This window comes from Pseudobdellovibrionaceae bacterium, from assembly GCA_020635075.1.
Lineage (GTDB): Bacteria > Bdellovibrionota > Bdellovibrionia > Bdellovibrionales > UBA1609 > JADZEO01.
This window is the reverse complement of sequence record JACKAM010000003.1, coordinates 12,624-33,735: the sequence shown is the minus strand read 5'-3', so window position 1 is coordinate 33,735 and position 21,112 is coordinate 12,624. Positions and strand designations below refer to the sequence as shown.

General features: G+C 51.0%; 16 protein-coding genes and 1 pseudogene. 11 read left to right on the top strand and 6 right to left on the bottom strand.

Annotated features, from left to right (window positions below; all coding sequences use genetic code 11):
• Positions 1-126: 126 nt before the first annotated feature.
• Positions 127-510 (top strand): NADPH-dependent 7-cyano-7-deazaguanine reductase QueF, encoded by a 384-nt coding sequence (gene queF, locus H6624_14645; GenBank protein ID MCB9085582.1) that lies wholly within the window; start codon positions 127-129, stop codon positions 508-510.
• Between the two features lie 301 nt (positions 511-811).
• Here queF and ptsG read toward each other — a convergent pair whose 3' ends face one another.
• Together ptsG and ptsP are read right to left on the bottom strand one after the other, a co-directional pair.
• Complete coding sequence (gene ptsG / locus H6624_14640; protein MCB9085581.1) at positions 812-2,572, bottom strand: PTS glucose transporter subunit IIBC; 1,761 nt, start codon at positions 2,570-2,572, stop codon at positions 812-814.
• Positions 2,569-5,142: a phosphoenolpyruvate--protein phosphotransferase gene (ptsP, locus tag H6624_14635; protein ID MCB9085580.1), complete on the bottom strand. Its 2,574-nt coding sequence runs from the start codon at positions 5,140-5,142 to the stop codon at positions 2,569-2,571. The genes ptsG and ptsP overlap by 4 nt, the downstream gene beginning before the upstream one ends.
• Before the next feature lie 203 nt (positions 5,143-5,345).
• Here ptsP and H6624_14630 point away from each other — a divergent pair, with 203 nt between their 5' ends.
• Positions 5,346-5,912, top strand: a complete 567-nt coding sequence (locus tag H6624_14630) for an NYN domain-containing protein (GenBank protein ID MCB9085579.1) — start codon at positions 5,346-5,348, stop codon at positions 5,910-5,912.
• Here the strand turns inward: H6624_14630 and H6624_14625 are convergent, their stop codons facing one another.
• Together H6624_14625 and H6624_14620 are read right to left on the bottom strand one after the other, a co-directional pair.
• Complete coding sequence (locus H6624_14625) at positions 5,913-6,344, bottom strand: response regulator (GenBank protein ID MCB9085578.1); 432 nt, start codon at positions 6,342-6,344, stop codon at positions 5,913-5,915. It lies immediately after the preceding gene.
• Positions 6,345-6,555: 211 nt separating this feature from the next.
• Positions 6,556-6,960, bottom strand: a complete 405-nt coding sequence (locus H6624_14620) for a hypothetical protein (protein ID MCB9085577.1) — start codon at positions 6,958-6,960, stop codon at positions 6,556-6,558.
• Between the two features lie 312 nt (positions 6,961-7,272).
• On the opposite strand from H6624_14620, the gene H6624_14615 reads away from it, so the two are divergent.
• From H6624_14615 to H6624_14600, 4 genes and pseudogenes are all read left to right on the top strand, one after another.
• Complete coding sequence (locus tag H6624_14615) at positions 7,273-7,641, top strand: CrcB family protein (GenBank protein MCB9085576.1); 369 nt, start codon at positions 7,273-7,275, stop codon at positions 7,639-7,641.
• Positions 7,642-8,017: 376 nt separating this feature from the next.
• Positions 8,018-8,386, top strand: a pseudogene (locus H6624_14610) (hypothetical protein).
• A 267-nt stretch (positions 8,387-8,653) separates the two neighbouring features.
• Positions 8,654-9,085, top strand: coding sequence for a hypothetical protein (locus tag H6624_14605; GenBank protein ID MCB9085575.1), 432 nt, complete (start codon positions 8,654-8,656; stop codon positions 9,083-9,085).
• Between the two features lie 104 nt (positions 9,086-9,189).
• Positions 9,190-10,416 (top strand): PDZ domain-containing protein, encoded by a 1,227-nt coding sequence (locus tag H6624_14600; GenBank protein MCB9085574.1) that lies wholly within the window; start codon positions 9,190-9,192, stop codon positions 10,414-10,416.
• Positions 10,417-10,425: 9 nt separating this feature from the next.
• On the opposite strand, the gene H6624_14595 is transcribed toward H6624_14600, so the two are convergent.
• On the bottom strand, positions 10,426-11,505 hold the full coding sequence (locus tag H6624_14595) for a tetratricopeptide repeat protein (GenBank protein MCB9085573.1): 1,080 nt from the start codon (positions 11,503-11,505) through the stop codon (positions 10,426-10,428).
• Between the two features lie 316 nt (positions 11,506-11,821).
• Between H6624_14595 and H6624_14590 the strand changes: the two genes are divergently transcribed.
• The 3 genes from H6624_14590 (at position 11,822) to H6624_14580 (ending at position 15,622) form a co-directional block, all read left to right on the top strand.
• Positions 11,822-12,538, top strand: coding sequence for a hypothetical protein (locus H6624_14590; protein MCB9085572.1), 717 nt, complete (start codon positions 11,822-11,824; stop codon positions 12,536-12,538).
• Positions 12,539-12,659: 121 nt separating this feature from the next.
• A complete protein-coding gene (locus tag H6624_14585; GenBank protein MCB9085571.1) occupies positions 12,660-14,630 on the top strand; it encodes an RDD family protein in 1,971 nt (656 codons plus the stop codon).
• On the top strand, positions 14,627-15,622 hold the full coding sequence (locus H6624_14580) for a rhomboid family intramembrane serine protease (protein MCB9085570.1): 996 nt from the start codon (positions 14,627-14,629) through the stop codon (positions 15,620-15,622). Before H6624_14585 ends, H6624_14580 begins: the two co-directional genes overlap by 4 nt.
• Before the next feature lie 11 nt (positions 15,623-15,633).
• Here the strand turns inward: H6624_14580 and pruA are convergent, their stop codons facing one another.
• The gene (gene pruA / locus H6624_14575) at positions 15,634-18,612 is read right to left on the bottom strand and encodes an L-glutamate gamma-semialdehyde dehydrogenase (GenBank protein MCB9085569.1); all 2,979 of its coding nucleotides are present in this window, start codon (positions 18,610-18,612) and stop codon (positions 15,634-15,636) included.
• A 500-nt stretch (positions 18,613-19,112) separates the two neighbouring features.
• Here pruA and H6624_14570 point away from each other — a divergent pair, with 500 nt between their 5' ends.
• A complete protein-coding gene (locus H6624_14570; protein MCB9085568.1) occupies positions 19,113-19,790 on the top strand; it encodes a response regulator transcription factor in 678 nt (225 codons plus the stop codon).
• A 637-nt stretch (positions 19,791-20,427) separates the two neighbouring features.
• A complete protein-coding gene (locus H6624_14565) occupies positions 20,428-21,048 on the top strand; it encodes a matrixin family metalloprotease (protein ID MCB9085567.1) in 621 nt (206 codons plus the stop codon).
• The last annotated feature ends 64 nt before the right edge of the window (positions 21,049-21,112 follow it).

The following is a 21,112-nucleotide window of genomic DNA, read 5'->3' as shown; positions in this document are numbered from 1 at the left end:
AAGGAAATGACCATGAAAGAAAATTCCAGCCTTACCCCCAAAAGGCCAAAGAGGCTGTTGCGTTGCGTTTTAGGGCATGACCTGCTACTGAGAGACCTGAATTGAATCATTTCAGGAGACTAAGGGATGTCGGATTCGGATAAACTGTATGGGGAATTGGCAGTGGAGCAAAACCGTCTGGAGCGTTTTGAGAATCGCACCCAGGTCCGCCGCTACGACATTGAATTCACCTGCCCCGAGTTCACCTGTCTTTGTCCGCGCAGTGGATTTCCTGATTTTGCCACCATTTACATTCGTTATGTGCCCGACAAGTGGTGTGTGGAACTGAAGTCGCTCAAGCTCTACATCAATGGCTTTCGCAACCAGAAGGTCTTTCACGAGGACGTGACCAATCATATTCTCAATGAACTGGTGGAGCTTCTGGACCCTTGGGAGATTGAAGTCAAAGGGGACTTTAATGTTCGCGGCAACATCAAGACCGTGATCACCGCCCGCCACAACAAAGGCTGATTCTGAACATTGAATTCAAGCCGGGCAAAAAAAAAGAGCCAGAACATAATGTTCTGACTCTAAGAGCATTGCAAGGCCCAGGGTTGTCATCTGACCGGGTATCACTTCCCACTTCACAAGGTATGCCATTGATAACACAGCCCCTGAGGGCCTCTAGTCGATTTCAGGGTGAGGTCAGAACCAAGAATTAAACACTGTCGAGGAGGTCGACAAAATCTGGAAATTTTGCCTTATCTTGAGACGCAAAGAGCCTTATGAAAATCATAAGGCTCTTTAGAAAAGACTGTCTCAGCTTGAGAATTTAGCCGAAGACTATTGTGCGTAGCTTCGCCGCCAAAGAGGGAGCTTCCTTACCCACCAACAGGTGCACAAGGCCGCCCTGGAGGTTCATAAGAGCCCTCAGGCCGGACTTTTCCAGGGCCTTTTCATCCATGGACCCCTTTTCCTTTAACTCCAGTCTGAGGCGGTTTCCGGCCACACAGTCGATGGCGGCAATATTGTGTTCGCCACCAAGGGCTTCGACCCAACGGCGGAGTTGCACTTCCATGGACTCACGGTCCACGGCTTTCAAAACTGCGGGAGCGGACTCGTCCATAGCAGCTTCACCGGCTCCGCCCTTGAGCCACAATTCCATTTCAGTCTTGAGGTTCTCAGAGCGGGTACCAAAGATGGCCTGAACCCCTTTGCCAACAACCACCACGCCAGTGGCGCCCATGGTTTTCAAGGTGGGTTGATCCACTTTTTGGATTTCCCGGACGGTCACACGTAGGCGGGTGATGCAGGCATCAAGTGAGGTGATGTTGCCGGCGCCACCAAAGGCGATCACCAATTGCTCAGCGATACCTCCCGAGCCTTCACGAACTGGTGCAGCCGCCACCCCGTTGTCGTCCTCCCGACCTGGAGTTTTTAAGCCAAAGGCCTTGATGGAGAAATGGAAAACGGCATAGTAAAGAGCCGCCCACATGGGTCCAATCACCCACAGCCAAAGCCCGTTGGAGGATTTGGAGAACAACACCACGTAGTCAATAAAGCCATGCGAGAATGTCATACCGTGCTTGATGCCAAGAAGGATACACAGCAGGTAAGCAGCTGAGCACAAAATTGCGTGGAAGAAATAAAGAATCGGGGCCACAAACAAGAAGGTGAATTCAATCGGCTCAGTGATTCCTGTTAAAAAGGAAGTCAGGGCCGCACTGATCATAATACCGCCAACTTTAGCGCGGTTTTCAGGCTTGGCCGTGCGCCAAATGGCAATGGCCGCAGCGGGCAGTCCAAACATCTTAAACAAATAGCCACCAGCCATGTTGCCGGCAGTGGGGTCACCAGCCAAAAAGCGATGGATTTCACCTTTGATCACCTCACCCGTCGCGGGATCAGTGTACTGTCCCACTTCAAAAAAGAAGGGCACATTCCAAATATGATGAAGGCCAAAGGGAATCAAAGAACGCTCGACAAAACCATAGAGGCTAAACGCAAACTCAGGACTTCCCTGGGCGGCAAAATCAGAAGCCGCATCAATGGCCTGCCCGATCGGCGGCCAAACAAAGCTCAACACCACACCAATACCCACGGCCGCAAAGGCGGTGGCGATGGGCACAAATCGTTTGCCGGCAAAAAATCCCAGGTAGGTGGGAAGCTTAATGCGGTAATAGCGGTTAAAAAGAATCCCCGCCACCATACCGATGAGAATTCCGCCAAACACTCCGGTGTCGATGGACTGCATTCCCATAATGGCTTTGGTTTCCACACCCAGGGCTTTGGCTGTCACACCCATGGTGGCAACGAGAACCGCAAAGCCCACGACCGAGGCCAATGCGGAGACACCATCGTTATCCGTGTAGCCAAGAGCCACACCCACGGCGAAGATCAGCGGCAGGTTACCAAAGATGGCTCCACCAGCTTGTTCCATCACCTGGGAAACGACCAGGGGAATAATATCAAAATGGGCAGCTCCAATACCCAGTAACAAACCTGCTGCTGGCAATACCGCAACTGGCAACATCAGGGCTTTCCCCAGCTTCTGTAGTTGGGCAAATCCTTGCTCTCTCAATAAACGAATCATAACCTTTTTCCTTCCCCCGTACTCCATTCCGGCATTTCCTCTTTCACCAACTTACGTACATCTTCGGCAGACGACAAAGTTAGGGCTCTTTGCGCCAGCTTTCGACATGCAACTAAGTCCAATTCTCTGACCCGGGCTTTGACCCCGGGCACTGAGGGCAGACTGACACTCAGTTCTTCCACTCCCAGTCCTACCAATAGTGGGATCCCCACCAAGTCACCGGCGGTCCCCCCGCAAACACCCACCTCGATCCCGGCAGCATGGGCCGCTTTGGTGGTCATTTCAATCATGGTTAAAACGGCAGGGTGGAGTCCATCCACCTGTCTGGCCAGTGAGGGATGGTTGCGGTCCATGGCCAACACATACTGAGTGAGGTCGTTGGTCCCAATGGAGAAAAAGTCCACCTCTTGAGCCAATCGATCAGCAATCAAGGCGGCAGCAGGAACTTCAACCATGATACCCACGGGCACGGGACCCACACCGAGAGCCACTTGCTCTTCGCGTATAATGGCTTTGGCCTGCTGCACCTCTTCCAGGTTGGTGACCATGGGAAGCATGATGCGAATCGGACCTGATTGGGCCGCTCTCAACAGAGCCCGAATTTGGCTGCGAAACAGATCTTGCTCCTTCAGCAGCAGACGAATGCCCCGTTCACCTAAAAATGGATTTTCTTCTTCAGGGATCGGACAGTAGGCGAGTGGTTTATCACCACCCACATCCAGGGTGCGAATGATGATGGGCCTTTCAGCACCCATGGCCTGGGTCATGTGGCTGTAGATCTGAAACTGCTCTTCTTCGCTGGGGGCTTCCTCGCGATTGAGAAACAAAAACTCACTGCGCATAAGTCCCACGCCCTCGGCACCCAGGCCGGGGCCTCGGTCGGCCTCTTCGTGAGAGGCAAAATTGGCGTAGACCAAAACGCGGTGATCATCCTTGGTGCGCGCCGGAAGGTGAGCGGCCTGCTCCTCCTTGAGGCGTCTTTCATTCAAAGAGTTCTGCAGCTCCATCAGTTGGGCCAATTTTTCTGGGGCTGGGTCCAGCTCCAGAAATCCATTGGTGGCATTCAATAAAACCTTTTGGCCAGGTTGCAGATTCAAGGCTCGCGCATCAATGGCGGCCAATGCTGGAATACCCATGGACCGAGCCAAAATGGCCACGTGACTTGAGCTTCCCCCTTTGAGGGTGCAAAAACCCACCACCTTGCTGCGATCAAGACCAGCGGTATCGGAGGGGCTTAAGTCCTCGGCAATCAAAATGGATTGAGGCGGCAGCTCGGGGAGAGAAAGGCTTCCGCCAAGAATGTCGGCCACGATTCTGCGGCCCACGTCTTTCAAGTCATTGGCGCGAGCAGCGATGAGTTCGTTGGGGACATTTTCTAAGCGCTCCACCTCATGGTGGAAAACATGATTGACTGACCAGGCAGCAGATTTGCCAGCGTCTATATGATCTTCAATCTTTGACAGCAGTGCCGGGTCTTCAAGAATATCTTGGTGGGCCGAAAAGATGGCAGCTTGGGCTGATCCTGCGGATATCTTCACCTGACTTTGTAGCTCCTGAAGGGCTTTGGTGACGTTTTTGAGAGAGGCGAACAGGGTTTTGAGTTCCTGCTGTGGCCCTTGTCCCTTTTCCTCAGTTTGAAGCTCCTGGTGATGGAGAATAAATACCTGGCCCGCGGTCACTCCTGGTGCGGCCGTGACTCCGGCCAGACGTTTGCCATCAGCAGAAGAGGCCACGTCTTTACTTGTTCTCTTCGTGGGAGTGGGCTCAGCTTCTTCGCTCATTTCGTTGAGCAGGCGACTGAGTTCGGCAATAGCCTGAGATTTTTCTTCTCCCGTTGCTGACAAGTAGAAGGTTTCATTCAGGGGAATGGCCAGTTCAAGAAGCTGAACCAGAGACCGGCAATTGGCGCGGCGATCTTGGTAGACCAATTGAACTTCAGCCGAAAAACGTTTGCTGGCTTGGACCAATAGTGAAGCTGGGCGGGCATGAAGGCCGTTAGGCAAATGCATGGTCAAAACCGCTGAGTTGATCTCTTCCCCGTCGGTCGCCGTGTTGGCTGTTCCACTTGCTTGTGAACTTAGTCCCTTGGTGCGCACCACGAGAAAGCCTTTGTCCCCCGTCGACGCTCGCCCATAGGTGACCTCAAAGTCGAGAGGCTTTTCGCCCGGTAATATAATGATAGGGGAGATGAGGCTCGGCACCTGCTGGGCAATCAAGTCGGCATCAAAATCAATCAGGGGGGTTCCGGCCTCAACCTGATCGCCCACTTTCACCAGGGTCTTAAAGCCTTGACCCTTCAAGGACACCGTGTCTAGCCCAATGTGCATCAGTAACTCTACGCCGCTGGGGTGGCGTAAAGTGAGGGCGTGACAGGCGGGGTGAATCTGCACGATTTCACCGGCGCATGGGGCGGTGAGTCTTTCACTTGTGGGGTCGATGGCCAAGCCTTCTCCCACCATTTTTTGGGCGAATACTGGATCGGGCACTTCTTCGAGGGGAATCACCAATCCACATAAAGGAGCCTGAAAAACAAGAGACAGCTCCTGCTCCGAGGCGAGATTTACTTCCATTTGTCTTCCTTTTGGTCTTTCTTCGTTGGGTCTGCTGGGGTGTTTAGCGGAAGTGGACCTATAAATAAAGTGAGAAATTCTTGATGTTGCCCCCGCGCTTTCGGTTTCAGAGGATCTCAGGGTAGGGTAAGATAGAAAAAACCGCGATATAACATTGCGTAATCACGACATATCGAAATGTAGGCGTAGAAAGGACTCCAGGAGTGGACAACAAGCCAAGTAGCCAAAAGCTGTGTTTTCAAAAGGTCGGCATCTTCGTTGATGCCGAGAACATTGAACTCAGCGGCCTCAAACACATGGAAGGCTACACCAATTATAAAAAGATTCTCGATCACGTTGGTGACCGAGAAATCATTCGCATTCTCTATTACAAACCAGAATACAAAGAGATCTCTTCCGACTTTGTCACTTTTTGGAAAGGCCTGGGCGGGGAGATCAGGCGGCCGGCGAAAAACGCCGACACCTTTTTAGTCATTGATGCCGTCACCATGGCGGACAAGTTGGACGTGGCCATTATCTTAGGGGGCGACAAAGATTTTCTGCCCCTGGTTTGGTATCTCAAGAGCCGTGGCTGTCGCACCGAAATTTGGTCTTGGCCCCAAGCTACCTCTCAGGAAGTAAAAGAGGCTGTGGATCAGTATTTTCCTCTTGATGAGAGCTTTGTTCTTGGCGGTGAGGAAAAGAAACCAAAGAAGGGGCCTCCACGAAGGGGGCGGGGAACCAACAAAAAAGCCGACCCAAGCAAGAAACCCGACCCTAATCGCAGTTAGTTAAGCTGTAGCCTTTGAGCGGGCCATGATCTCCGCGTTGGCCAGAGCTTTGGAGATTTTGTGCAAGATCTCCTGGTTGCGTGAAGGCTTAAGGATGTATTCGGACACCCCAAGCTTTGCCGCCAGCACCAGGTCCTGTTTGGCCATACTGGCGGTGAAGATCAAAAAAGGAATGTCCTGGAAGGAATCGCTTTTGCGCACCCATTGCAGGAGTTGGAGGCCCGTTTGTCCGGGCATTTTCAGATCCGACAGAATCAAGTGAAAGGTGGAGCCGGTGCGCAGAAGCTGCTGGCCATGGAGACCATTGCCTGCGGACTTCACTGAGTAGCCAGCACTCAGCAAGAGCTTTTCGACAGACGCACGAAGGGACTCGTCGTCCTCGACGAGAAGGATAAGTTTGCGCTCAGGTGGCAGTTCTTTCCCAGCAGCCATTGGATCCCCCAACAAGCCCTCAGCGGAACGAGACGACACCGGAATCGCCGTTACAACCCGTCGCCCGTCAACGTTCCACATGGGGTTGATTCATCTTTTAACCTACCGACACGAACTCTTATTTTATATTGGATTTTGTCGAACTCCTAAGCAGAAGCTCGGAACGAGAAGGATTGAGACATGAGTTGTCTCAATCCCAGATCATCATGTCTTAGAGTGAGCTTTCCTGAGCTTCTTCCAAAAGGATCTCGCCCTGCTCAGATCTGACGATGATGCCATCGCTCTCTTCAAAAGGAGATTCCTCCAGAAGCTCGGCTTTTTCAGCAGCAGCTTTTTCATAGTCTGTGAAGATGGCCGTGAGAGCCATGTCTTCTTCTTGTTCTTCGATAACGGGCTCAATCACCTCATCCTTAGGGGCATCTGCTGTGCCGGTGGCTCCGACAACTGAAGTTGTCGCAGGCTCAGTGGCTGCTGGGGCCATGGCGATTAGGATCATTTCATGTTGTTGGGGCTGTGCTGCTAATGGCCCATCAATTTGAATAGTTGAGAGTTCAGCCCACACGGGAACTGTGAGTGACAGACAAAATAAATAGATGGATACACGAAACCAAAACATAAGCACCCCTCCTCGATTGCTTTCTGCTTGTTTGAGCAAGGTCCGCGCCACACTCTGTGGCCGGTCAGGCCCTTCTCGCACCTCAAAACTGTCTAAACTCTCGACAGAAACCTGTTCGGAGTTTCGGGTGTCAACCAATCATACACCACCATAAGTGCCACGAATGGCGATAGATTTGGCATTTTTTGCCTAAATTATGAACTCACCCCTCGTGGGGTGAGTTATGACTCTAACAGGGGAGCCGAGGATTGAATCCCGTCCCAGTCCTATATAGGATGGGTGGGATCGCACTTGTCTACCTTGGGAGCGCGGATGATCTACTTAGGTGTTGGTGTTTTTGGTGCCGTGGGCGCCTTGATTCGCTTTTTTGTTGGCCGCTGGGTGGGGGAGGCATCCTTTCCCTATGCCACTCTGGTGGTTAACGTGGCAGGTGGTTTTGCCATTGGTTACCTGTTTATGGTCTTTCAAGACGGGGCTCAGTGGGGAGCCTGGCCCATGTGGGTGCGCACGGGTGTGACCGTCGGCGGCTTGGGTGCTCTGACCACTTTTTCCACCTTCAGTCTTGAGTCCATGCGCTTGATGACTTCTGGTGCGGTCGGCCTTGGGCTTCTAAATATCCTGGCCAACAATCTCCTCAGTTTGAGTTGCTGCTACCTGGGCTGGAAAATGGGCGCTGCCTAGTTTCTTCCAAGGCCAGGAATAATGGTGGAGAAAACCTCAATATTAAGTTAATTTGTGCCCGGTATTTGCATAGGTTTGGCCTCGGTGTTCGATGAACTCGGGTGAATCGGAAATTTCCCTGTAATTTCGTAAGGGCAGTGCCCCTTTACGCGGTGCCACAACGGGAGATTGTCAGTAAGTTTTACCCACCACCCAGGTGTGGAGAGGCTAAGTGCCTTGAAATATTTGAATTTTTGCGGTATCAAAAGATACCCCTGACGGGTGTGTGACGGGTAAATATTTTAGGAGGTTGTCAGTGTTCAACACGACGGAGTTAAACCAGGAAGAAAAAAAGAACTACTCTGTTAAGGAGTTAGGCGAAGTTGATACGGGTCGTGATGATCTCCGCGCTTTGGACGAGATTGAAAACATCCTGGACCTCCAAGAAGATCAATTCCCCACATTCACATTGGCTAAGAACAAAGCCCGCTTTTTGCGTATGTTGAGCTGGTACAAAGGCAAAGAGGAGTGGTTGGAAGTTGCCCCTTTGAGTGGTGTCTCTAAGCTTTTCAAGCAGCAGACGAAAGAGCTTGAGGGCATTCGTTCCAATAAGCTGGACTATGAGATGGAGCTGGAAACCGGCACCTTGACTCCCAGTCAGCGCTCCTATCGCCGTGATGAGCTAAAGATGTGCAAGGTTCAGGAAAAGATGGCCGTTCATCTGATTGCTAAGATGCAGGTGAAGATTAAATCCGGTCGTCGCTAGAGTCTGTCAGCTGGATTGGCCGACTTAAAATAGATGAATTTGGACAGAAGGAGATGAGAGATCATCTCCTTCTTTTTTTGGCGCAAATTTGTCCAATAATTGTACAAGTGCTGCCTCATTTTATTTCATTAGTTGATACAAGGCTTTATGCCATTTTGAGCCAGACCCGGCATTTTTTTCCTAATATTCTCAGTATGGGCCGCCGATAGATTACTTGTGAGTCGGTGGGTGACTCTACTTGAAGCAATAATCTCTGGAGGTAAAAGCATGGTACGTACAATGTGCATCCTCGTCAGTGATGACCGTGACACGGCAGAAAAGCTCAAGGCTTTTGGCCAGCACAACGGACTGACGGTTCAGGTCTATACGACCACAGAATGGCAAAGGGGCATGCGCGATGCTGGTTTTGTACAGCAGCTCGCTGGCGATGTTCCCGCACTTGCAATTGGATCTAAGCCAGTTGACGAAGGCGCCAAAATTCTTCCTTTTCCTAGCTCCACTCAACGTGTGGATGCCAATGGAAGAGTACAGACAATCAATGAGCTGGAAGCTCAAGCGATTGAAAACGCCATTCACGAGTTCAATGGCAACTTGACTGAAGCTGCTAAGGCATTGGGAATTGGTCGTGCAACTCTTTACCGTAAGGTGAAGCAGTACAATATCGATCCTTCTGCTGCTCGTAAGAAGAGAGTGGCTTAATAGCTCGTTTTTGAAATATTGAATTCCGCAAGGGCCGGACACGAAGTGCCGGCTCTTTCTTTTTGCGTTGACTGAAAGTCGACGCGGGCGTCGAATGAGAATAGATGCGACAGCAGGGTTGGCGTTTTGTTTTAGGTGCTCTCGTGGTCATGTTCATCGTGGCCGTGCCTTCTTATTTGTCTGTACGCGCCAGTATCCACGTTGAGGTGGTTCAATACATCTGCAATCTCGTGGAAATGAAGTTCTATGAATACACCAAAGGCCTTGAAGAGTGGGCCGACAAGTGTCGGGCCGAAGGCCTGGAAATCAGCCCCTGGGAATCGACCCGGGAAGTACTCGGCCGCATTCAGGTCCACTTCAATCACCTGGGCATCTCCCATTTAGAAGTCTACACGCCTGTTGAGGACAAGCGTCTATGGGAAGGGCAGGGACAAGAGATCGGTGTCCAGGCCCGTCTCATTGAAGACCGTTATGTGATCACCAAGGTCCTGCCCGGAAGTATGGCCGCTCAGGCAGAGCTTCAGCCTGGTGATATTGTTGAGGAGCTCGATGGCGAACCCATTCACTCCCTTTGGCAGATCCACACGGGTCGCGGATTCTTTACCGTTATTCGCGGGGACAAGGTATTCCGGGTGTTTCTTGAGCCTCGGGAGGTGATTTTAGATTCGAGTCCCCAGGTAAGGGTACTCGACCCGAATACAGCAGTGCTGGAAATTTCCAGTTTTCGCAGTCCCTATTTTGAAGAAGAAGACTGGAAAAAGGTGATTCGCCAATTGGAGCCGTTTTCCAAAGTGCTGGTGGACATTCGCGAAAACTCCGGCGGAAGTTTTGTGGCTATGCTCAGAGCTCTGTCTCCCTTCTTCTGCGAGCCGACTTTGATTGGGCACTTAGTTCAGCCGCGAAAGGATCAGGACAAGAGGGGGCCCTTGCTGGATAACCTGGCCGAGGATTATCAGTTGGCCGAGTTGGATCAGAAGGGTGTTCTTGATCTGGTGACTTTTGCTGGCTATGGATGTGTGAAAGGAAAGGTGACGGTTCTCACCAACTATCAAACCGCCTCGGTCTCAGAGATTTTCGCCCATGGGATTCGCAAACGAGGCAATGCCCGGGTGTGGGGCGAGCCCACGGCAGGTGATGTGGTGCTTGCCGTGTGGTATGCCATTCCTCATTTGGCAAAAGGTTACAGTTTGTCCATCCCTGAAGCCACGGTGGTTACTCACGACAACGTCAACCTAGAAGCTCAGGGTGTCTGGCCGGACCGGGAGTTGGAATATCGTCTGAGTGATGCGGTTCAGGGGCTGGATAGTTGGGTGGTTGAGGCGGCTCGGTAATGGAGTGGGTTACCCCTCGGATTTCGCCTTTTCATTTCGGCGTTTTTTACATTCGTATACTTCACGGGAGTAGCGCTTGGACCAGTCATCCTCTTTGATCGAGCGTAATTTCCCTTGAGCTTCGCGCAACTTTTCCAAGACAGACTCGTCAATTTCACAGGCACTCATAAAAGCCTTGAGAGCCTCGTCATATTTTTTTTGCTCAAAAATGGAGAGGGCAAATCCCAAGTAGGCGCGGGCGGATTTGTCGTTGGCAGTAACAGCACGATTAAAGTATTTGGCCGCCACGGGATAATTGTTCTGTTTAAAATAGTACTGGCCGGCTGCCCATTGAACGAATTCTGATTTTGGATATTTCTTTGAGGCCGTAATCAGTACTTTCCCGGCTTTGGATTCGTTTTTTTTATCACTCAGGCTTTGCGCCAGATAAACGTGATTATCCGGCTTTTTTGAGTCCATCTTGATGGCCTTTTGGCAGTTTAGGATGGCGGCATCTAGGTACCCATCAGTGGAATCCAAGCGACAAAGGTGGGACATGGAGGACGGGTCTTTGCCAAACTGCTTCTGCATGTCCTTCAGGACTATCCGACTTTCATAGTTGTCGCCGGCCTTTTCAAATATCATCAGCAGTGCCTCGTAAGCCTCACGATAGGCGCGATTTAACTTAATTGCCCGACGAAAACTGGCTACCGCGTCGACTTGCTCTTTGGCATTGAGGTGGGCGTGGCCAAGTATGTAGTAAGCTTCATGATTGGTGGGCGCCTTTTCAACCACCTTTTTTAAAACCCGAACCTCATCCTTGAATTTCTTAAGGCCATTGTAGGCTGCTGCCAGCAGGAGCTGGGACTCCAGAGGAACTTCGTCGGCATAGGGATTAAGGGTGTCGATGATCTTTTGCTCAGAGCCCTTCTTGTGACCCAGTTCAGCCGCAAACTGAATACGCAGCTTGATGTTGTCAGGAGCCGCAGCCAGCCTCTTTTCCATTGCCGAAAGGCTGCCCTCCGCTGCCTGGCTACCCAGGCAAAATGAGAAGGTGATGAAGGCTCCAAGTAGGAGCTTAAGGGAAGATGTCGGACTGCTCATATTCATAATGTTGGTTCTTCCAATCTCATTTTAACTCGACCTGGTCAGGGATAAAAGCACTGTCCTAATTGAAAGTCGGGATTCCACCGCGATTTCAATTGTTGCTCAACTGTTGCCATGTGTTGCCGAAAAGTAGTTGTCGGAAGCAAAAGGATTTCAGGACTTTCGGCAAGAACGCTTCATTGTGAAACAACAGACGTCGCAAAAAATGTTGTTCACCTGTCCAAAATATCGCCGCTCAAAGAGGGCAGAGAGCCCCTTTCGCGCGGCACGTCCTTCGCAATGGTAAGAGCCAGAGGACGGACAGAACGAGGAAAGATTTATGGCCAAGAAACATGGAAATGTCATTCAGTTGCCAGTTAAGAGAAAAGAGCCTGCTGTGGCTCCAGTCTCAAATCAGGAACCGGCAAAACAATCACCAGCTCAGCCACCACAGCCCAAGAATGAAAAACGCAAGTTTCGCTTTGATCGGGAACAGCGTAAAATCCTGGTTTCTGCATCTTTGGTGACGATTCTCTTTGGTGTGACAATGGCTAACAGGGCTTTGCTTGATGACGAACCACTATCCAATGTTGAAGCCTTTCAGTCTCATCCGGGTCGTAGCATTGCCAGTGTTGGACCTACGGCCGGTGACTTGCGGAATGACCGTTGGGAAAGTCAGCTGGCAGCTGAACTCGTTCATGGCGGCGAGCGGGGACCAGCCAGCATTGGCAAGACCCCTTCAGCCGAGGAAAGACTGCAGTTTGGATTTTTGGAAGGCAAGTATGCTATCAAGATGAATCACGGCCGATTGGAGCACTTGCGTTTTGTGGCTGTTTCCGAATATCCCAAATACCTCGAAGATCGTAGTCACTTTCTGACAGAATATAAGGCCTTGATGCCCGGTCAGTTTGAGGCTGTTCGTCTGGTCTCGCGAGAAGAGACCGGAACAACGATTAAGGAGACCTACTCACTGGACTCTGGTCCTAATAGCGTGGGTAAAGTAGCCTTCGAGATGGATCACCAGGGCCGCCTTCTGACTTTGGCCGTATTGGAGTAGCCATAACTGGCTGGAAGACCCTTCCAGCCAGAGTTCCAGACCATTTCACTAAGCAAGATTTTTGTTAGCCATAAGACATTTCTCAATCATTATTGGTCTCTAAAATGCCGATAAATGACTGATGGTTATTGAAGATCCCAACTTTAAAAATGACTCCTCAAGGGAAGAGGGTGCGGAGAACACGGGTCCCACCAGACACCGTCATCATCCCCTCAAGTTAGCTTCTCCATTGGACCGCCTGGCAGCGGCGGTGGTTGATTTCTTTTTGGTGATTCTTCCCATCTCCACATTAGCTGCAGCTCCTTTTAAAAAAGGGATCATGAAAGCACTGATTCTCCAGGACGAGACCGATTTCATTTTGTACCTTGCATTGTTGATTCTCACCAGCGGTGTGGTGGTTGTTTTGTATCAAACACTCATGGTGTGGCTGTTTGGAGCGACTCTCGGGAAAATGTTTTGGGGCTTGCGGGTGGAAAGACTGTGGAAACATCGTCGACCCACATTTTCAGCTTCCTTGATCCGCTCAGTCTTTTGGCTTTTTGATTCAATCCTCGGGTTCGTTCCTCACCTTGCAGTTTTCGCGAACGAGAAGCGGCGGCCTCTCCATGATCGTGTTGCCGACACGGTCGTCATCACTCTTAAAGACAGGGGAGTTCGCTCGCCCGGCGTGATCGAGGCATCCTTCGTTCATGGTGTAATTGCCGCATTCGCGGTATTTGCTCTGGTGTTGTTGAGCTTCAATTCGTTTGACCTCTATATGAAATCAAAAAGCCAGGATGCCCTTGTAAGTTCTCTGGAAGAGGAAGGCAGCCTCTGCAAATCAGTCGGCAGGGCAGTTGAGGATTGGCCGGCCGACGATGATGATGATCCGGATCGTCTCCAGGTGGCGATGGCATTGTTTGCTGCGGGCGAGGTCGCCAAGTCCTGCCTGGGGGCTGAGGTCGACTTGAAATTGGTCCGTCAAGGAGTAGAGTCACCATTGGCCTATTTGGCACAGTCCTTTGTTCATGCCGACAATGCTGAGTTATCAGATCGCTATTTGGCGCGAGTGTGTGAGGTGTCTCCTGACTCTGACAGCTGTAAGATGAGCCAGATCGTCACGCTGTGGACGGAAGAGAAGTGGTCGGAGGTGGGAAGGCTGTTTGACTCCCTCAATAAGACCAATGAACACTACATCTTGGTTTGGGCAGTTCGCCACTTTGTTAAGCGGGGCGAATTTGAACAGGCGACCCAATATTTGGAGAAGATCGAACCGCGGCGCTCGCTGGGCGCATTTTTAGGAATGCAACGAGCAAAGGTCTACTGGGGAATGCGCCGCATGGAAGAGGCCCGAGCCGCCGCCTCTGTGGCTTTTGAAACCATGGGTCCAACGGAGAGGGTGGATCTCGCCAGTTGGCTATGCTACGAGGAAGTGGAGCAGAGTTGTCAGGGCGTGAGTTCCCGTAGCTGTCAGATTCTGGAGAAGGCGGTCGAGGATTCTGACGAGTATTTGGTCGATTCCAAGGTGGCTCTCACTTACATAAAACAAAATGAATGCAAAAAGGGCTATGGTCGTGCATATGAAGAGCTGTCTCGGCAAATTCCTCTTACCCATGCCCGTCGGCTGCTCTTTGCCCTGGCTATGTGGGATAAGAAGCAAATCTCGGACGGCCGACAGGTACTGTGGGAGCTGATTAACAACAAAGAGGCGGACCAGGATTTTCGGGATGAGGCCAAGGCTTTGATCATTTCTTGGGCGTCCAAGTCTGAGGATTTGGAAGCACTTCGCAATGACTGGGAGCGGGAAAAACCAGATCTCCGTTGGCGGCGCTTGGGGTATCGCCTGTTCCGTGGTTACTATTTGTTGAGTGATTATAAAACCGCCTTTGAGATTTCCCGCAATATGGGAACGGGCGTTTATTGGGACTCCATGATGGAAGAGCAGGTCATTATCTCGGCCTATCATTTGGGAAAAAAACAAGAAGCCTGGTCTTTGTTGAAGCAATATAAGCCCAACCTGATTCCTCAGGTAAACCAGCGCAGCCCGGCCAGCGCAAATTCGGAATTTGACGTGGTGACTAAGGTCCTCCAGCGGGAGTTTAAGGGCAAATGATACTTCCCTATCTCAACGGAGTGCTCCGTTTTAAGGACTGTCCGATCACCTGGTTAATTTTCATAATTAATGCATTCGTGATGATTGCCACCCTCAATGATCTTGTGTCTGCTCAGGCCTCCTTGGATGAGACCATGAAAGACAATTACTATGTGGTCTCCCAGGGAAACTTTTATGCACAGTTCATTGGTGATCATCAGGCCCATTATACTCCGTTTATGCGTGAACTCTCTGTACGAGCGCTAAGTGGGGACGAGGAAAAAGTTAAGCTTTTGGGCAACCTCGCCCTCCGCAATGAAAAGTTCATGAAGGAAGCTCCTGACTACCCCTTTAGGGGCGATCAGGTGGCTCGTGGCTGGTGGTTGGACAAGGTGCAGGAAATGCGGGAAATCCAGGATCGTCATCCTAGTTATGTCTTAGGGTTGAACGTCAACCATATTGGATTGGATCATTGGGTCTCCTATCAATTTGTCCACAGTGGATTTCTCCACTTTGCATTCAATATGATCTTTCTTTTCATATTTGGCTGCTACCTAGAAACTATACTGGGGGGGCTGGCTGTAGCCGTTATCTATCTTGGCTCCGGCATGGTGGCCGCGGGGACCTTCCTATTGATCAACGGTGCGTCCAGTGCACCTTTGATTGGCGCTAGTGGCGCAGTGAGTGGCTTGATGGCACTGTTTTGTTTTTTGCATTGGCGCGTTCCGGTCCGTTGTTTCTATTGGTTGTTTATTCCCGTAAAGGGTTATTCGGGATTTGTCTATGTTCCGGCCTGGATCATTTTCTTTCTTTGGTCAACCTCAGACTTGGGTGGCTACCTCGGTTCCCTGGCAGAATTTGGTGGCATCGCCTACACCGCGCACCTGGGGGGCGAGGCCGCAGGTCTCATCACTGGAGCTGTCCTATTGGTCCTCACTTATTTTCGACCAGACCAGCCTCCTCACCAACAAGTCAGTGAGGAAAACCCATTGGACGATAACAGGGCTGCCTAAGGCCACTGACCTTAGGTGTTTTCCTCTTCAGGCGGGGCGAACCCACGGCGCATGGTATTTTCCGTGATCACCCGAGGCTCCAGGTATTGGAGCAAGTAGTCCGGTCCACCGGTTTTACTGCCCACACCTGACATTTTAAAGCCGCCAAAGGGATGTCGATCGACCATGGCGCCCGTAATGCCGCGGTTGATGTAGAGGTTACCCACCATCAATTCGCGTTTTACCTTTTCAATGTGCAGAGGACTGCGCGAATAAACACCACCAGTCAGTCCGAAGGCCGTGTCGTTGGCAATTGCAATGGCCTGGTCCATATCCTTGGCCATAATCACCGCCAAGACAGGTCCAAAAATCTCTTCCTGGGCCAACTTGGATTTGGGATCAACACCAACAAAGATCGTTGGAGCAACAAAGTAGCCTTCAGCGGGTTTTTCACCCTGAAAGGCAATCTCGGCATAAGCTTTAGCCTCCTCAATGGTGCGCAGAATTCGCTGTTGGGATTCTTCATCCACAACGGGTCCCATGAAAGTCTTGGGGTCTTCCGCATCACCAACATGGAAGCTCTTGGTGGCTTCGATCAGTCGATCAAGGAAGCGTTCATATTGGCTTTCCAACACGATCACCCGGCTGCAGGCAGAACACTTTTGTCCCTGAAAACCAAAGGCCGAGTACACAACCCCGCCAACGGCTTCGTCCAAATCGGCATCTGAATCAATAATCAAGGCATTCTTTCCGCCCATTTCAATGATGCAGCGTTTGACACCCTTTTGTCCGGGCTGGGTTACACTGGCTTTGTTGACGATATGAAGTCCTACTTTTTGCGAACCAGTGAAGGCAATCAGATCAATATCCTTGTGTCCGGTGAGAATTTCCCCAACTTCTTCACCAATACCGGGAAGGAACTGCACCACTCCAGGCGGGACGCCGATCTCCAACAGCAGCTTCATCAGTTGCGCAGCAATCACTGGACTCTGTTCAGCCGGCTTCATCACCACTGTGTTTCCGGTGACCATGGCAGCCGCCACCATTCCAGTTAAAATTGCCAGAGGGAAATTCCAGGGCGCGATCACGGCAGCCACTCCGCGGGGTAAATAATGATAGAGGCTCACTTCACCCGGTGCGTGTCCCACTCTCTGTGGTTTATCCAAGCGGCGCATATCCTGAGCGTAGTAGCGGCAAAAGTCGATGGCTTCAGTGATATCACCATCAGCTTCACTCCAGGTTTTTCCTACTTCCAACACTTCCAGTGCTGCCAGCTTAAAGCGGTCACGGGCCATCACATCGGCCAATTTGTCCAGGTACTCGGCTCGCACCACCACCGGCGTGGCAGCCCAACCAGGGAATGCGGCCTTGGCTCCCGCAACTGCTGCCTCAGTTTGTTCCGCATTGGCTAGGGCGACCTTGCCGATCACCTCATTGGGGCGGGAAGGATTGAGACTGTCTTGAGAGCTTTCGGTCCTAACCTCTTTGTTGTTGATCACCAGAGGATAGGTCTGGCCGAGATTTTGTTTCCACTGAGCAAGAGCCTCCTTCATCTGTTGGCGATTGCCGGCAATGCCCCAGTCATAAAGGGGTTCGTTAAAGAACCCTTGGCCCTTCTTCACACTGCCATCAGTAAGGTTAAGGTCGGCACTCGGATCTTTGAGTAATTTCTCGGTGGACACGTTTTCAGCAAATTTTGAGCGCAAGAAGGACTCATTGGAAGTGTTTTCCAAGAGTCTTCGCACCAAATAGGCCATTCCCGGAATCAATTCACCAACAGTGGCGTATTCCCGCACGCGATAGCCCATTTTAATGCAGGCCTTTTTGATTGGGTCGGCCATGCCATAGAGCATTTGCAGCTCAATGGCCTTTTTATCAAGGCCTAACTCTTCGGCCATCACCATGGCGGCGGCAAGAGATCGCACATTGTGAGAGGCCGCAGCCACACGAATATGGGAGTAGTTCTCAAGCAGTGCCTGCAGGCAGTTTTCGTAATTCCAGTCTGATTCCTGTTTATTGAGGTAAACGGGTGTTTCCCAGTTTCTCTGTTGAGCAAAGATAGTTTCAAAATCCCAATAAGCACCTTTCACCAGACGAATGGTAAAGGGTGTTCCGCGCTGCTTGGCAAATTCAATTAGAGATTTGGTGTCTTCGAGTGAATCCCGGAGATAGGCCTGAATGACAATCCCCCAATAGGGATAACTCTTAAACTCAGGCTCCATCAAAAGTTCACGGAATACGGCGAGAGTGAGCTCTTTGTGGTCGAACTGTTCCATGTCGATGTTGACAAAGACATTGTGTTCTTTGGCTAAATAAAAGATGGGCCTCAGGCGCTCCTTAAGAGTGGCCACAGTTTCTTCCCAAGCCGCTGCCTTCACTTGCGAGTAGAGGGCCGTCACTTTAACCGACACATTGACCTTGGGAATGTCGCCTTGGGCGTCTTCGTCAATTTGAATGTTCTTCGGCCACTTTTCAGCGTCTTTGGCCAGCCAGGTGATGAGTTCGATGTAGCGGCGCTGGTAGTCGAGAGCCTCCTTTTCAGACAATGTGGCTTCGCCAAGTAGATCCACGGTGAAGCACATATTGTTCTTGCGGCCCTTTTTAAGTGCCGGGAGAGCATCCTTAGGTGTTTCCCCCGTGATGAACATCTTGGCCATTTGCGTGACATTCTTACGAACTGCTCCGGCCAGGAGGGCGGGGGCCAGCGAGCCCATACCCAAACCAAAATTAAAAATCGAGGGCAGATTGCCATCAGTTTCGGCGAAGTACTCTTTTAGGTGGCGAGCCACTTCTGCGCCCGAATTGAGATAGGGAAGAACATCCACAAAGCGGAACATTTGCGTCTTGAATTGCTCGTTCTTCATGCTCCAATCCATGATCCGCCCGTACCACCAATCGCGATTGAAGACGGAGGAGGATTCCCCTTCCATCGAACGAAAGATCAATTCACCCTTAGATTGAATTTGCCCCTGCAGTTGTTGGCGATTCACAGTCTTTCTCTCTTGATTCATGGCTCCACCCGTCGTCGGTTCGATCACTAGTTCCATGGGGTTCCTCCGCGAGGCGCGATTATGTTCGTCGCTGAGAGTAAATTCAAGCCTTTTTGCCAAATGCCTTGGGGGAAATTACGCCTGTTATTTCAGGCAATTACCTAGCCCCACAGGGGGGAGGGCAGGGTCAGCAAAAGGACCTCATCCCCACTCTCTCCCAGCTCTATGAATTGATCTTGATCAGTATTGACCAAATAGGGGTAATGGTTGATCGCAACTCACGGCCACTGGAAAATTGATCTGGATCGCCCTGACGCTGAGTCAAGGGGGCGAAAATGTTAAGTTTTTCCCTATCCCCTTGTGCAATCGACGAGACTTGGTTACAAGACGGTTTGTTTAGAAAATATAATATAGACTCGTGCGCCTAGGAGCTTCCCATTGCTTCGGTGGGGTTTAGTAGGTATGTAATTGAGTTGAACCAAGTTGCTCGGATATGAAATGCGGGCCCTGGGCAGGTAAGAATGAATTCAGCAAAAATTCTTGTGGTCGATGATGAAAAGGACGTTCGCGATTATCTCATCTCTGTGTTGAGTGATGAGAGCTTTGAAGTGCGCGGGGTGGAAGACGGGGACGATATCATTTCGGTCCTGTCGGGATTTGCCCCTAACATCATTCTCCTTGATTACAGTTTGCCCGGCAAAAGCGGAGTGGAAATCATTCGCGTGGTTCGTGAGAATCGTAATTTCTCTGATATTCCGATCATCATGGTGACCGGCCTTGACGGTGAAGAGGAAAAGGTGGCGGCGTTGGAGTTGGGAGCTGACGACTACGTGGTTAAGCCCTTTTCTCCCAAAGAATTGTCGGCTCGTGTGCGGGCGGTTCTACGTCGAGTTCCTGCCGACGATGTTGAGCGTCTGGAAAACGGAGATCTTGTCGTGGATCTTCGCTCTCACAAGGTCATGCTTAGTGGCAGTGAAGTGTACCTAACTTTGACCGAATTCCGAATCCTGACGGAGCTACTTCGCCAAAAGGGCAAGGTATTAACCCGGGATCGCCTGCGGGAAACAGCTCTTGGCAACCTCAATGTCACCGATCGGACCATTGACGTTCACATGGCATCTCTACGCAAGAAACTGGCTCAGTACGCTCCTTCGATTGAGACCGTACGTGGTGTGGGCTACCGCTATTCTATGAACTGAAAAAACGGCCCTTTGTGGTCATTAGAATCCCGTACAGGTCATTTTCGAGCTTCTGGCAGGCCTTTGGAGGCCCCATGAGTGGGCCTTATGGTCGTCCTCTTCTTTTGTTGGGGGCAGAAAAAAGGCGGGAGGTGGGGAGCTTTGCTCCCCCCCTTAAGCAGGTAGGTCTATCTTGGAAAGGTCGAGTGGCTCGTTGGGTCCCACGATTGTGGTGGAGCCGGAAGGTCACACACCTAGACCTAAGGGCAAGATCGGGGCCAGCTGTTTTGGGGGCTTTTTGGCCCCAAAATCAAGCTCTTCTCGAAATCACGGTGGTTTGAGCATACCGGGTAAAATTTGGGGGAGAGGCAAAACGCCACTTAGGCAAACTTATCGGGGTGACAATTTCAGATTATGCCACTGGGCGCCTTGGCCTCTGTTTAAAACTGAGACAGAAAAAAAATTAAATAATTATAGATACTTATGATGTCTCAAAGGGAGATTCTGAGACTTGCCAAAAATGGGGAGACACCAGGGGCCCTGTCAAAAGCCTCTACGCATGGAACTTTCATTAATAATTCCAAATAGATAAAAATATCCGTCGATGATCCGCCGAGGCCTCGTTCTTGCGATGATTGAATTCAGGAGGATGAGTTTCATGCGGAGAAAGCTCGTTACGGGCGGACTACTATTAATGACGGTTCTGTTCATACAGGCCTGTGGACGAAAGCTTGAGCCAGAAGAGCCCTGCAATTTCGTACAGAACAGTCAAATGCAGCGGGTGTCCTGGAAAGACCGGATGCCGGTGAAGCTCTATATTCATGCCTCCGTTCCCACTCAGTACTATTCCTCAATTGAATTGGCTGTGGACCAATGGAACCGGGCCATGGGTCGCGAAATGATGAGAATCGAACTAACCGGAGTCAGTGGCGACAACATTCCCAAACGTGATGGCGCCTCGATGATCTATTGGTTAAACCAATGGGAAGACGATCGGCGGACCGAACAGGCGCGTACCACTGTTTATTGGACAGGGGACCGCATTTACGAAGCCGACATTCGCATCAATGGTGAATTCTTCTCCTTTTACGGAGGGGACGGAGCCGAGAGTTTTTCCGGCGTTGATATGGAAAGCCTGATGGTTCACGAGTTTGGTCACGTGATGGGCCTCTCTCACAATGGTGACAAGGGCAGTGTAATGGCGGTCACCCTGTCCAGCGGAACTCTACGCCGGACCCCGGGCAAGGACGATTTGGATTCGCTTCGCTGTGAGTACTGACGAGATGGAAGGAGATGGGCATTGAGATGAAAAAGTTCCAAAGTGGAACTAGACCCTCGTGTCC

Excerpts from the sequence above, each read along its gene's own strand:
- queF (MCB9085582.1), top strand. The coding sequence starts at position 127 with ATGTCGGATTCGGATAAACTGTATGGGGAATTGGCAGTGGAGCAAAAC.
- ptsG (MCB9085581.1), bottom strand. The coding sequence starts at position 2,572 with ATGATTCGTTTATTGAGAGAGCAAGGATTTGCCCAACTACAGAAGCTG.
- ptsP (MCB9085580.1), bottom strand. The coding sequence starts at position 5,142 with ATGGAAGTAAATCTCGCCTCGGAGCAGGAGCTGTCTCTTGTTTTTCAG.
- H6624_14625 (MCB9085578.1), bottom strand. The coding sequence starts at position 6,344 with ATGGCTGCTGGGAAAGAACTGCCACCTGAGCGCAAACTTATCCTTCTC.
- H6624_14620 (MCB9085577.1), bottom strand. The coding sequence starts at position 6,960 with ATGTTTTGGTTTCGTGTATCCATCTATTTATTTTGTCTGTCACTCACA.
- H6624_14615 (MCB9085576.1), top strand. The coding sequence starts at position 7,273 with ATGATCTACTTAGGTGTTGGTGTTTTTGGTGCCGTGGGCGCCTTGATT.
- H6624_14605 (MCB9085575.1), top strand. The coding sequence starts at position 8,654 with ATGGTACGTACAATGTGCATCCTCGTCAGTGATGACCGTGACACGGCA.
- H6624_14600 (MCB9085574.1), top strand. The coding sequence starts at position 9,190 with ATGCGACAGCAGGGTTGGCGTTTTGTTTTAGGTGCTCTCGTGGTCATG.
- H6624_14595 (MCB9085573.1), bottom strand. The coding sequence starts at position 11,505 with ATGAATATGAGCAGTCCGACATCTTCCCTTAAGCTCCTACTTGGAGCC.
- H6624_14590 (MCB9085572.1), top strand. The coding sequence starts at position 11,822 with ATGGCCAAGAAACATGGAAATGTCATTCAGTTGCCAGTTAAGAGAAAA.
- H6624_14585 (MCB9085571.1), top strand. The coding sequence starts at position 12,660 with ATGGTTATTGAAGATCCCAACTTTAAAAATGACTCCTCAAGGGAAGAG.
- H6624_14580 (MCB9085570.1), top strand. The coding sequence starts at position 14,627 with ATGATACTTCCCTATCTCAACGGAGTGCTCCGTTTTAAGGACTGTCCG.
- pruA (MCB9085569.1), bottom strand. The coding sequence starts at position 18,612 with ATGAATCAAGAGAGAAAGACTGTGAATCGCCAACAACTGCAGGGGCAA.
- H6624_14570 (MCB9085568.1), top strand. The coding sequence starts at position 19,113 with ATGAATTCAGCAAAAATTCTTGTGGTCGATGATGAAAAGGACGTTCGC.
- H6624_14565 (MCB9085567.1), top strand. The coding sequence starts at position 20,428 with ATGCGGAGAAAGCTCGTTACGGGCGGACTACTATTAATGACGGTTCTG.